General features: G+C 72.6%; 9 protein-coding genes and 1 pseudogene. 7 read left to right on the plus strand and 3 right to left on the minus strand.

From position 1 onward, the window contains the following. The first annotated feature begins 199 nt into the window (after positions 1-199). Complete coding sequence (locus ACFWBB_RS00810) at positions 200-1,387, plus strand: M23 family metallopeptidase (protein WP_385265007.1); 1,188 nt, start codon at positions 200-202, stop codon at positions 1,385-1,387. A gap of 216 nt (positions 1,388-1,603) precedes the next feature. Next, on the plus strand, positions 1,604-2,326 hold the full coding sequence (locus tag ACFWBB_RS00815; RefSeq protein WP_385265009.1) for an FAD binding domain-containing protein: 723 nt from the start codon (positions 1,604-1,606) through the stop codon (positions 2,324-2,326). Positions 2,327-2,397: 71 nt separating this feature from the next. Here the strand turns inward: ACFWBB_RS00815 and ACFWBB_RS00820 are convergent. Continuing rightward, positions 2,398-2,646, minus strand: a pseudogene (locus tag ACFWBB_RS00820) (DUF6745 domain-containing protein); the annotation flags it as partial. A gap of 185 nt (positions 2,647-2,831) precedes the next feature. Here ACFWBB_RS00820 and ACFWBB_RS00825 point away from each other — a divergent pair. The 5 genes from ACFWBB_RS00825 (at position 2,832) to ACFWBB_RS00845 (ending at position 8,303) form a co-directional block, all read left to right on the plus strand. Next, positions 2,832-3,791 carry an STM4015 family protein gene (locus tag ACFWBB_RS00825; RefSeq protein ID WP_385265012.1) on the plus strand — a complete coding sequence of 320 codons (960 nt, stop codon included), beginning with the start codon at positions 2,832-2,834 and terminating at the stop codon, positions 3,789-3,791. Between the two features lie 11 nt (positions 3,792-3,802). Next, entirely contained in the window at positions 3,803-4,996 is a 1,194-nt protein-coding gene (locus tag ACFWBB_RS00830) for an STM4014 family protein (protein WP_385265015.1), read from the plus strand. Positions 4,997-5,138: 142 nt separating this feature from the next. Continuing rightward, on the plus strand, positions 5,139-6,026 hold the full coding sequence (locus ACFWBB_RS00835; protein ID WP_385265018.1) for an STM4013/SEN3800 family hydrolase: 888 nt from the start codon (positions 5,139-5,141) through the stop codon (positions 6,024-6,026). Further along, positions 6,023-7,387, plus strand: a complete 1,365-nt coding sequence (locus ACFWBB_RS00840; protein ID WP_385265019.1) for an STM4012 family radical SAM protein — start codon at positions 6,023-6,025, stop codon at positions 7,385-7,387. Before ACFWBB_RS00835 ends, ACFWBB_RS00840 begins: the two co-directional genes overlap by 4 nt. A gap of 10 nt (positions 7,388-7,397) precedes the next feature. After that, positions 7,398-8,303 (plus strand): STM4011 family radical SAM protein, encoded by a 906-nt coding sequence (locus tag ACFWBB_RS00845; RefSeq protein ID WP_385265022.1) that lies wholly within the window; start codon positions 7,398-7,400, stop codon positions 8,301-8,303. A 3-nt stretch (positions 8,304-8,306) separates the two neighbouring features. Here ACFWBB_RS00845 and ACFWBB_RS00850 read toward each other — a convergent pair whose 3' ends face one another. Together ACFWBB_RS00850 and ACFWBB_RS00855 are read right to left on the minus strand one after the other, a co-directional pair. Then, on the minus strand, positions 8,307-10,334 hold the full coding sequence (locus ACFWBB_RS00850) for an RICIN domain-containing protein (RefSeq protein ID WP_385265024.1): 2,028 nt from the start codon (positions 10,332-10,334) through the stop codon (positions 8,307-8,309). A gap of 122 nt (positions 10,335-10,456) precedes the next feature. Then, entirely contained in the window at positions 10,457-12,502 is a 2,046-nt protein-coding gene (locus ACFWBB_RS00855) for a beta-galactosidase (protein WP_385265027.1), read from the minus strand. Positions 12,503-12,608 lie beyond the last annotated feature (106 nt).

Below are 12,608 nucleotides of genomic sequence, written 5' to 3' on the forward strand. Positions count from 1 at the left end.
GCCGGAACCGCGCTCCCCGGCCCGTGCGCCGTACTTTGTACCAACCTCCCGCCGACCGTCCCCGGGCGGTGGTTGCCCTCATGGGCAGCAGGTCTGCCCTCGCGTCCGGTGACGTGCGGCGGACCACCGGCTACCGTCCGCCCGTGAACAACTGCACTCCTCCGCAACGGTCGGTGACCGATCGTCAGGAGCCCGCCGCGTGAGCGACGAGCACGCCGTCGAGACCCCTCCGTACGAGGCCGTAAGCGGCCCGGAGGCCACCGCCCCCGAAGTACCGGCCCCCGAAGTACCGGCTCCGCAAGCACCGGCTGCCGAGGCACCGGCCCCGGAACCACCCGCTCCCCGCCCCCGCCCCCGCCGGCGCGGCTCGGGCGCCTTCACCCTCCTGGTCCTCCCGGGCCTCGTCACCCTCTCCGCGGTCGCGGGGTTCCTCGCCCTGACCGGCGGGCTCCCCGACGACTGGAGCGCGGAGGAGAGCGCACCCCAGGACGCCGCCGGCGGCGTCAACGCGACCTACGGCCCCTGGCTGCGCAAGTCCGCCGACGCCTGCACGGTCATCACCCCGTCCGTCCTCGCGGCACAGATCGACCAGCTCACCGGCTGGAGCAACGACAGCGCGACCGGCTCCGGCGCGCAGGGCGTCGCCGCCTTCACCGACACCGGCTGGAAGGCCTGGGGCAAGGACGACGACGGCAACGGGCGCTCCTCGCCGACCGATCCGGCCGACGCCATCATGGCGCTCGGCCGCCAGGACTGCTCTCTGGCCCGGAAGGTCACCGGCCTGCGGACCGACGGCACCGTCAACGGGGACCTGGTCGATCTCACCCTCGCCGCCTACGCGGTCGGCACCGACGCCGTGACCAGGGCGGGAGCCGTCCCCCCCGAGGCGAAGACCTACCTCGGCGAGGTCAAGGCCCTGCTGACGAAGTACGAGGCCTTCGACCGGGAGGACCCGCCCGCCGGCGGCGTCCTGGCCGACGCGATCCTGGCCGCACCCGTCACCACCCTCACCGTCACCTCCCCCTACGGATCCCGCGAGCACCCACTGACCGGTGTCACCAAGCTGCACACCGGCGTGGACTTCGGCGCGCCCCAGGGAGCCCAGGTCTCCGCAGCCCGGGCGGGCACGGTCGTCTTCGCGGCCATGACCACGGCCTACGGCAACCGGGTCGTCGTCGACCACGGCACGATCGAGGGCAAACGGCTCCAGACGACGTACAGCCACCTGTCCGCGATCGACGTCACCGCGGGACAGGCCGTGCAGACCGGGACCCCGCTGGGACGGGTCGGCTCCACGGGCCTGTCCACCGGCCCCCATCTGCACTTCGAGGTGATCTACGACGGCTACTACGCCGACCCGATGCCATGGCTGGCGTCGACCGGCTGACGACTCCGCCCCCGGCACGGGACCGGGGCCCGGGGGAGGGTGGCCGGGCGCAACGCGATCACACGTCGCTCAAGGTGCAGCAATGAGCCCTGTATGCGCCCCCGCCCGCCTGGGCAGAATCCGTTCTGCCATTGATCATGCGGGTGCGTGCCACGGGGACACACGATGACACCGTGTCACTCACCACGAACTTCCAGGGAAGGCAGGTCGGTTGTCGTGCAGTTGCGTCTTCCCTCCTCGATATCCGAAGCGCAGCGGTGTCTGGCCGAGGGAGCGGTACCGGTAGGAGGCGCCACGCTCGTCTGGGCCGGCTGGCAGCGGGACGGCTTCCCCGAGCAGGCCGTGTCGCTGCGCAACGTGCCGGAGGCCGGCACGGTCGGCCCCGGGGAACTCGGCGGGGCCGTGCTGCTGCACCGGGTGGACGCGACCGTGCCCGAAGTGTTGCACCGGGCGGCCACCGGCGTGGGCACCGGCGCGGTGCGCCGTGCCGCCACGGTCGGCGGCAACATCGTCGGCAGCACCCTGCGCTGTCTGCTCCCCGCGGCCCTCGCACTCGACGCCCGGGCCACCGTCCTGGAACCCGACAGCGTGTACGAGACCGACCTGACCGAGCTGCTGGCGAAGCGTCACGTACTGCTCGCCCTGCGCTGGCGCACCCCCCTGGCCAGCGGCTACCGCAAGCTGGCGGGCGAGGCGGGCGGCCCGCCGCCCCTCGTCGTCGCCGCCGCGCTGCACGCCGGCGACGACGGCCCCGGAACCCTGCGGGTGGCCGTGCGCGACGGCTACGAGGTGCTCAGCGAGAGCGCGCCGTACGACCCGGACCCCGAACAGGTCCTGCACGCCCTGGCGGGCACGGACCTGGGCGCGCTTCCCGCCGCCGCGCGGGACGCGGTCCGTGTCCAGATCGCCGACGTACTGGCGCGCGCCGCCGAGAGCTGAGCCCCGGCCGCGAGGCTCCCCGGATCACGTCCTCCCCGGACCACGTCCTCCCCGGGTCACGGTGCCCGGGGTCACGTCTGCCGCTCGGGCGCGTACACCTCCGCCGCCGGTCCGAAGGTCCAGGCGACGCCATCCCGCGCCGTACGGGTCGGCGGCGGTACCCGCAGCCAGTAGGTGCGCCGCGTCCCGTCCGGCTCCGGTGTGGAGTTGAGGACCTCCCACACGACCCGGCGCGATTCGGCGTTCCCCTCGGAACGGATGCGGTCCGGGGTGAGTGTCGGAAGCTCCGCGAGGACCTCGGCCGGGCCCCTCCCTCCCCGCCGGACGCTTCACGCACCGGCCTGATGAGGGAAGACCGTACGGACCACCACTGACAACGCCCCCGGACCGGGGCCGGACCGGGGCCCCCGGACCGAGGCCCCGCCGACGGGCGTTGTCAGTGCCTGTTGGTAGAACTGCGGACACATCACGGACCGCGCATCTTTTTTCACCCGGGAGCAGCCGCATGACCGTCAACGAGCACCTGCACACGCTGTACCGGCTGCCCGCCCACACCTTCCCGGGTCCCGGCGACAGGACGGCCGACCTGGCCGACCCGGAGGCTGTCGCCTGGCGCGTCACCAGCGACGTCTACGACGCCGACGAGGACTGGACGAAGGCGTTCGCCCGCTTCTGCTCCGCCGTCGACACCACCCGCGTCAAGGCCCTGATCGTGGGCGCCTGGCAGGAGGCCTACGACACGGACCCCTCCGACGTCATCGAGGCGCTGGTGGCCGCCCGGGACCGGTTCCCGGCGCTGCGGGCCGTGTTCCTCGGCGACATGGTGGGGGAGGAGTGCGAGATCTCCTGGATCAACCAGACCGACGTCACCCCGCTCCTGGCCGCGTTCCCGGCGCTGGAGGAGCTCGGCGTGCGCGGCGGATCGGGGCTGGGTTTCCCCGCCGTGAGCCACTACGCGCTGCGCAAACTCGTGATCGAGACGGGCGGGCTGCCCGCCGAGGGCGTGCGCGGGGTCGGTGCCAGCGACCTGCCCGCGCTGGTCCACCTCGACCTGTGGCTCGGCACCCCCGAGTACGGCGGCGACAGCGAGATCGCCGACCTGGAGCCGATCCTGTCCGGCGCCCGGCTGCCGAGCCTGCGTCACCTCGCCCTGCGCAACAGCGAGAACCAGGACGCCGTCGCCGCGGCCGTCGCGTCCGCGCCCGTGGTGGCGCGGCTGGAGGTGCTGGACCTCTCCATGGGTGTGCTGACCGACGAGGGCGCGGCCGCCCTGCTCGGCGGGCAGCCGCTCACCCACCTCAAGAAGCTCGACCTGCACTACCACTACCTGAGCGAATCCCTCCAGGAGCGCATCAGGCGGACCGTGGAGACCGCGGGCGTCGAGGTGGACCTCGACCGCGACGACGCCGAGGAGGACTCGGACGACGACGGCACGCCGTGGCGCTACGTGGCCGTGGGGGAGTGAGCACACCGCCCATGGGTCACCATCCCTCCTTCCTCGAAGGGTTGCGCACACAGCCGTGGCCGGGCACCCACGGCGACGGCCCGGAGCGCGCGCCCGGGCCACGCCTCGCGGTGGTCGGCAACCCGGAGAACCGCCGGGTCACCCTCTTCGAGGACGCGGTTCGCGCGGCCGGACTCCCGGCCCCGCGGGTCGTCCCGTGGACGGAGGTACTCCGCGACGGGGGCGCCGACTTCGCCGCCGAGGAGATCGTCCGCCTGGACTCACCGGGCGAGAACACCGAGGTCGACCGGCTGCTGCGGGGCGCCTCGGACCCCACTCGGGTCGAGGGCTCCGGGCGCTGGTACGCCGGCTTCACCACCGCGGTGCGCAGCCTGCGCGGCGGCGTCCGGCTCGACGACCCGGACGACCTCGCCGTGCTGTTCGACAAGCGGCTCTGCCACGCCGTCCTCGACGCGGCCGGCGTCCCGGTGCCCGCCTCACCCACCTCGGGCCCGCGGGGCGCGCCGGTACGCGGCTGGGACGACGTCCGCGCGGCGATGCGCGAGCACCGGATGCCCCGGCTCTTCGTGAAGCCCGCGCACGGGTCGTCCGCCTCGGGCGTTCTCGCCGTCGAGTCGGGTGGCGGCGGCCGGATCAGGGCCACCACCTCCGTGGAACTCGCCGCCGACGGCGACCTGTACAACTCCCTCAGAGTGCGCCGCTACGAACGCGAGCAGGACATCGCGGCCATCGTCGACGCGCTCGCCCCGGACGGCCTGCACCTCGAGCGCTGGCTGCCGAAGGCCGCCCAGGAGGGCCGGGCCGCCGACCTCAGGGTCGTCGTCGTGGCCGGTCGCGTCACCCACGCGGTGGTCCGCACCAGCCGCTCGCCCCTGACCAACCTCCATCTCGGCGGCCGCCGGGGCGACCTGGGCGCCGTCAGGGAGGCCGTCGAGGCGGCGGGCGCCCGCTGGGCCGATCTGCTGGGGGTGTGCGAGCGGGCCGCGGCCTGCTTCCCGCGCACCCTGTGCGTCGGCGTCGATCTGCTGCCGGCGGTCGGCTGGCGCAGGGCCGCGGTGGGAGAGGTCAACGCCTTCGGTGACCTGTTGCCCCGGCTCACCGGCCTGCCCGGCAGCGGCGCGGAGGGCCTCGACACCTACGCGGCCCAAGTGGCCGCCGTCCTGGGCGACTTCGCCCGGCACAGAACAGGAACACCGCATGCCTGAACCCGACATGAACGAACCGCAAGGCATGAACGAACCGCAAGGCATGAACGATGTGCGTGACATGAACGATGTGCCTGACGCGCACGAGGCGCCTGACGTGCGAGACGTGCGAGACGTGCCTGACGCGCACCCTGTGCCCGACATGAACGAGGTGGTGGGCAGCCACGACCTCCTGCTCGTCACCCTCGACACGCTCCGCCATGACGTCGCCGCCGAGCTGGCGGCGGCCGGCCGCATCCCCCATCTGGCCCGCCACCTCCCGGGCGGCCGCTGGGAGGAGCGGCACGCACCGGGCAGTTTCACCTATGCCTCCCACCAGGCGATCTTCGCGGGCTTCCTGCCGACCCCGGCCGCCCCCGGACCGCACCCGCGTCTGTTCGCGGCGAGCTTCGCGGGCAGCGAGACCACCGCGGGCGGAACCTACGTCTACGACACCCCCGACCTCGTCTCGGGCCTGGCCGAGGACGGCTACCACACCGTGTGCATCGGGGGAGTGGGCTTCTTCAACAAGCAGGGCCCACTCGGCTCGGTGCTGCCCGGCCTGTTCCACGAGTCCCACTGGGCACCGGAGTTCGGCGTCACCTCACCCGAGTCCTTCGAGAACCAGATCGCCCGCGCCGAGCTCGTCGTACGCCGGCTCCCGCACGAACAGCGGCTGTTCCTCTTCGTCAACGTGTCCGCCCTGCATCAGCCGAACTGGTTCCATCTGCCCGGCGCTACCCGCGAGACCGGCGACAGCCGGGAGACGCACGCCGCCGCGCTGGAGTACGTGGACCGGCACATCGGGCGGCTGTTCGCCGCCGCGAGCAGCAGGCGCCGCTGCTTCGCGATCGTCTGCTCCGACCACGGCACCGCCTACGGCGACGACGGCTACACCGGCCACCGCATCGGTCACGAGTCCGTGTGGACCGTGCCGTACGCCCACTTCTTCCTCGACCCCGCACCCCTCGACCCCGCTCCCCATGACCCCGCACCCCTCGAGCCCGCACCCCTCGACCCCGCTCCCCGTCCGACGGAGGCCGGCCGATGACCACCGCAGAGCCGACCACCCGCACCAGCCCCTACCAGCACTACGTCTACGCCTACCCGCACAAGACGGCCTACCGCCGGCTCCCCGACCGCCCGCCCCTGAAAGCCCTCTGGGCGGCCGAGCCCAAGGACGCGCTCTCCCTCTACCTGCACATACCGTTCTGCGAGGTCCGCTGCGGCTTCTGCAACCTCTTCACCCGTATCGGCGCCCCCGACGGCCTGACCGGCGCCTACCTGGACGCCCTGGAACGGCAGGCGACCGCCGTGCGGGAGGCGCTGGGGGAGACGGACGACGTCCGGTTCGTCACGGCGGCCTTCGGTGGCGGCACCCCCACCTTCCTCACCGCCGCGGAGCTCGACCGCCTCTGTGACATCGCCGAGCACCGCATGGGCGCCGACCTCCGCGCGGTCCCGCTGTCGGTCGAGGCCTCGCCCGCCACGGCCACCGCCGACCGCCTCGCCGTCCTGGCCGGCCGGGGCACCACCCGGCTGAGCCTGGGCGTCCAGAGCTTCGTCGACTCCGAGGCCCGGGCCGCCGTACGCCCGCAGCGCCGCGCCGACGTCGAGGCCTCTCTCGCCCGCGTCCGCGACACCGTCATCCCGGTCCTCAACATCGACCTCATCTACGGCATCGACGGCCAGACCGAGCGGACCTGGCGGCACTCCCTGGACGCGGCCCTGGCCTGGCGGCCCGAGGAGCTCTATCTGTACCCGCTCTACGTCCGTCCCCTGACCGGCCTCGACCGCCGCAGCGCCGGCCCGGGACCGGACACGGGCGGCGACCCGGCCTGGGACGAGCAGCGGCTGCGGCTGTACCGCGCGGGCCGCGACCACCTCCTCGCGCAGGGATACACCCAGCAGTCCATGCGCATGTTCCGCCGCGCCGACGCCCCGCCGCAGGGCGCGGACGACTACGCCTGCCAGACCGACGGCATGATCGGCCTCGGCTGCGGCGCCCGCTCCTACACGGCCGGCCTGCACTACTCCTTCGACTACGCCGTCGGCATGCACCGGATCCGGGGCATCATCGACGACTACGTCTCCACCGGCCCGTCCGACTTCGCCCACGCCGAGGTCGGTCACCCCATGAACCCTCACGAGGCGCGCCGCCGCCATCTCCTCCAATCGCTCCTGCAGGCCGACGGCCTGCGCCTCGACGACTACCGGGCGCGCTTCGGCGGCGCGCCCGCCGATGACTTCGGCCCCGACCTCGAACGCTTCGCCGACCGCGGCTGGCTGACCGACGCCGACCCGACGACCCTCCGGCTCACCCCCGAAGGCCTCGCCCACTCCGACGCCGTCGGCCCCGAGCTGTTCTCCCCGGCCGTGCGAACCGCCATGGCCGCCTACGAGTGGAAGTGACGCGGCCGCCGTGGATCTGACCCTGCTCTACCGGGGCCCGCTCGCCTCCTGCGACTACGACTGCCCCTACTGCCCGTTCGCCAAGCGACGCGACAGCACGGCACAACTGCGCGCCGACCGGGCCGCTCTCGAACGGTTCACGGAGTGGGCCGCGGCCCGGACCGACGACAACCTCTCCCTCCTCTTCACCCCCTGGGGCGAGGGCCTGGTCCGCTCCTGGTACCGGCGCGCCCTCACCGAGCTCTCCCACCTCCCGCACATCCGCCGCGTCGCGATCCAGACCAACCTCAGCTGCCGCACCGACTGGTTCGCCGCAGCCGACCCCGACACCCTGGCCCTGTGGTGCACCTACCACCCGGGCCAGACGCCGTACGAACGCTTCCTCACCAAGTGCCGTGACCTGGCCGACCGGGGCATCCGGTTCAGCGTCGGCGTCGTCGGCATGCCCGAGCATCTCGACGTGGCCCGCCGACTGCGCGCCGACCTGCCCGCGCACGTCTACCTGTGGATCAACGCCGCCGAGGGCCACACCTACGAGGACGCCGAGGCCGACCGGTGGACCGCCCTCGACCCGCTCTTCCCGTACAGCCGCCACCCGCACAGCAGCGCCGGCCTGCCCTGCCGCACCGGAGAGTCCGTGATCTCGGTCGACGGCGAGGGCACCGTGCGGCGCTGCCACTTCGTCCCCGCCGAACTCGGCAACCTCTACGACGGTTCGTACCGCGCCGCCCTGCGCCCCCGCCCCTGCCCGCTCGCCGTCTGCGACTGCCACATCGGCTACGTCCACCTCGAGACGCTCCCGCTGTACGACGTCTTCGCGGGCGGGGTCCTGGAGCGCGTCCCGGCGGCCGCCCCCGCACAGCACTCCGCCCGCACCACGACGATCGTGATGCGGGCGGGGACAGCGGACCGGTAGGCGTTACGGAGTCACGTCCGTGACCCTCCAGCGCTGGTTGGAGCCGGAGTTGGCCTGCCAGGTGGTGACGGCAGCGCCCTCGTTCGTCGCCTGACCGCCGACCTCGAGGAGCCGTCCGGTGGCCACGTTGACCAGGGTCCAGGTGCCGTCACCGGTGGTCGACAGGATCCACTCGGTGGCGGGGTCACGCTCGCCGGTGTCGGGCTCGACCACCGGGACGTTGTCGCGGACGGCGAGGCGCTTGCCCTCGGCCGGGTTGGCGAGGACGTAGCGCTGCCGGTTGCCGGTCTCGCCGTACCGGGCGTCCAGCCGCCACTGCTGCGCGACGGTGCCGTTGGCCGAACCGATCGCCAGGCTGGTGCCGTTGGCCTTGACGGTGACGGCCTTCCCGCTCTGCACGCCGGTCAGCGTGTAGGAGTGGCCCTTGGCGAACAGGCCCGCGTTCTCCGCGACGCCGGAGACACCCTTGATGGCGAACGAGGTCACCGACTGGGCGGGGACCGTGTAGGTGGCCCTGCCGTCGACGACCCTGATCGAGGCCTGCTGCTGCAGCTTGCCGTCGGCGCTGGTCACGGTCGGCGTGACCTTCGCGTTGTCCTTGATCGTGCCGAACTTCGACAGGTCGATGGTGACCGTGCGGGCCGCGGTGGTGGAGTTGACGTGGACGACCGAGGCGCCCTTGCCGTTCTTCGTCACGGCGGCGGCGCTGGAGGTGTCGTCCACCTTGATCAGCTGGTCGCCGGGCTGGATGAAGTGGGTGAAGTTGCGCGCGGTGTCGAACTTGGTGTTCGTGAAGATCGGGCAGGACTGGAGCGTGTCCGCCGCGGTGCAGCTGAACGGGAGCTGGATGGAGCCCCAGTTGCCGCCCTTCGCGGACTCGCCGCCGGGCTTCATGTTGTCGTAGTCCTCGACCGGCTGCCAGAACACCCAGGCCTTGGGCTCGAGTTCGCGCAGGTCGTTCACCATCTGCTGGGCGAGCCCGAGGCCCGGACGCATGTCCGTGAAACTCTGCCCGTCACCCCAGTCGCCCTCGACCTCGCTCATCCACAGCGGCTTGTCGGCGGCCTTGGCGAGGTCACGCACGGTGGTGCGCTGCCCGGTGCCGTAGGTGTGGACGTTCATCTGCCCGACGGCGTCCTTGGACGCCTGCGAGTAGGAGTTCCAGTTCGTCGCGAAGATGGACGGGTTGGTCTCGTCCATCGCCGAGATGTCCGCCTTGACCTTCGCCTTCTGCAGCGCGGACGGGAGCGCGGCGAGCACCTTCTGCTGGAGCGCGGGCCCGATGTGGGCGCCCTCCTGACGGCCGCTGACGGGCCGGCCGTTCGCGTCGAGCCGGGTGCCCCAGTAGCCGGTGTTGGGTTCGTTGAACGGGTCGATGGTGTCGACCTTGATGTGCTCGGACTTCTCGAGCCGCTTGGTCGCGCCCGCGAGGTAGGCGGCGAAGTCGTCGACCGAGTCCGTCTTCAGCTGGTCGGCGTTCGCGTCGAAGCCGCCGGAGACATATCCGCTGACGGTCATGAACCACGGCGGCGAGTTGCTGAACGTCTCCCAGTGGTCGATGTCCTTCTTGATGCGCTCCACCCACCACCGCTGGTTCGCGTCGGCGTCCTCGTTCCAGTCCGCCTCGTCGTCCGCGCTCCACCAGTCGGTGTCCGCGCGGGTGGTGCCCGCGGGCGCCTTCCACCAGCCCTCGACCGCGCCGCCGGCCCGCAGATAGTCCGTGACGTCCGGGGCGTTGCCGCCGCCGATGTTGTAGCGGGCGATGTTCAGCGCGAGACCGTCGTCGCCGAAGAGCAGATCCGCGAGCTTCTCGCGGACCGCCGGCGGGTAGTCGCCGGTCGCGTTGGCGAACCAGACCAGACTGGTGCCCCAGCCCTCGAACTCGTCGTGCGCGTACGACGGGTCCGGCGTCACGGTGACGGCGGCCTCGGCGTGCGCCTGTACGGGGACGCTCAACAGCGCTGCCCCAGTGGCCAGTGCGGTGAGTGCGGCGGCCCCGAGGGTCCGTCTGCTGCGGGTACGGCGTGCCATCTGTGCTCCCAACTGCGGTGCGGTCGCTGTGGTGGGCCCCTGCTGCCGCGCGGGCAGCAGGGGATGGCCCTCGGCCCGGCCGCGTGCCGTGCCGAGGAGTCGTGGAGGGCGAACGGGTGACGTCAGATACCGGGCTGCCGCAGTACGGCGACCTCCCGCGGCCCGAGGACGAGGCCGCCCTGCGCGCCGCCGGTGCCGATCAGCACCTCTCCGTCCAGTCCGGTCACCGGCACCGTGTCGTCGGTGCGGTTGACCAGGAACAGGAACCGGCCTTCGGCGCCGCGCCGGACGGCCAGCTCGACCGACCCCCGGACGTCCGAGGGGAGTTCACTGCTGACCCCGGCGGGCTCCAGCAGCCGGGGCAGCAGCGAGCTGAGCCCGTCGACGCCGAGCCGGGTGGAGACGTACGAGGCGGAGCCGCCGCCGGTCGGGCGCCGGGTGACGGCGGGGCGTCCGGCGTGCACACCGGTGCGGTAGTGCGCCAGGACCTCGGTGTCGCCGTCGGCGAGGGTGATGCGGTCGGTCCACAGGCTGCCCGAGGTGGCGTCGTCCAGTTCCACGGACTCCCCGGCGAGCAGCGGACCGAACTCCTCGATGCGGATGCCGAGCAGGTCGCGCAGGGCGCCCGGGTAGCCGCCCAGCCAGATGTGGTCGTTCTCGTCGACGACCCCGGAGAAGTACGTGGTGACGAGGTGGCCGCCCTGCTCGGCGTAGCGGGTGAGCTCCTTGGCCAGCTCGGCAGGCACCATGTGCAGCACGGGCGCGATGAGCACCTGGTGCCGGGAGAGGTCGGCGCGGGTGGTGACGAGGTCGGCGCGGACGCCGAGGGCGAGCAGTGCCGAGTACCAGTCGAGCGCCTCCTGCCGGTAGTCCAGCAGGGCGCTGGGGTGCGAGTCCTGCTCGCTGGCCCACCACGACTCCCAGTCGTAGAGGATGCCGACGGCCGCCGGCTCCCGCTCCGAACCCGCCACCGGGGCAAGGGCCTTGAGCGTGGCGCCGAGGTCGGCCACCGCGCGGAAGAGGTCGCTGTCCGCGCCGGCGTGCGGCACCATCGCCGAGTGGTACTTCTCGGCGCCGGCCGCCGACTGCCGCCACTGGAAGAAGCACACCGCGTCCGCGCCGTGCGCCACGTGCAGCAGCGAGTCACGGGCCAGGTCGCCGGGCCGCTTCGCCACGTTGACGGGCTGCCAGTTGACGGCGCTGGTGGAGTGCTCCATCAGGAACCACGGCCGGCCGCTCGCGATGCCGCTGACGAGGTTCGCCGAGAAGGACAGCTCGTCGCGGTCCTGCGGGCCGGGGTGGACGTAGTGGTCGTTGGAGACGAAGTCGATCTCGTCGGCCCAGTCCGGGTAGTTCATGCCCTTGGTGCCGCCCATCACCATGAAGTTGGTGGTGACCGGAATTCCGGGCGTGATCTCCCGCAGGATCTCCCGCTCCGCGACGAGGTGGTCCTTCAGCGCGTCCGAGGAGAAGCGCTTGAAGTCCAGCTGCTGGGTCGGGTTGGGGTGCGAGGCGGCCAGCCGCGGCGGCAGGATCTGCTCCCAGTCGCTGTAGCGCTGCGACCAGAACGCCGTCCCCCAGGCGTGGTTGAGGGCGTCGAGCGAGCCGTAGCGGGCGCGCAGCCAGACCCGGAAGGCGCGGGCCGCGTCGTCCGAGTGGTCGTAGATGTTGTGGCAGCCCAGCTCGTTGGAGACGTGCCAGGCGACCAGGGCCGGATGGTCCTTGTACCGGTCGGCGATCTTCCCGACCAGACGCAGGGCGTGCTCGCGGAAGACGGGCGAGGTGGGCCGCCAGTGCTGGCGGGCGCCCGGCCAGAGCGTCTCACCGTTGGCCGTGACCGGCAGGATCTCCGGGTGGGCGGTGGTGAGCCAGGGCGGCGGGGAGGCGGTGGCGGTGGCCAGGTCGACGCCGATCCCGCCCGCGTGCAGCAGGTCCATGACCTCGTCGAGCCAGCCGAAGTCCCAGGTGTCCGGGCCCGGCTGGATACGGGCCCAGGAGAAGATCCCCACGGAGACGACGGTGACGCCGGCCTCCCGCATCAGCCGGACGTCCTCCTCCCACACGTCCCGGGGCCACTGCTCGGGGTTGTAGTCGGCGCCGTACGCCAGACGCGGGGCGGGGTCACCGTCCGCCCCGCGCAGCATGCGGGACTGGAGGGTGGAGATCATGGCGGTCCTTCCGAAGGTGGTGCACGGGGGCGGGGGGCGCCGGGCCGTCAGCCCGCCCCGCGACTTTTTAGGGAAAGGCAACAAGGCAACCCACCATCACGCCCAG

Source organism: Streptomyces sp. NPDC060000 (assembly GCF_042737375.1).
Taxonomy (GTDB): domain Bacteria; phylum Actinomycetota; class Actinomycetes; order Streptomycetales; family Streptomycetaceae; genus Streptomyces.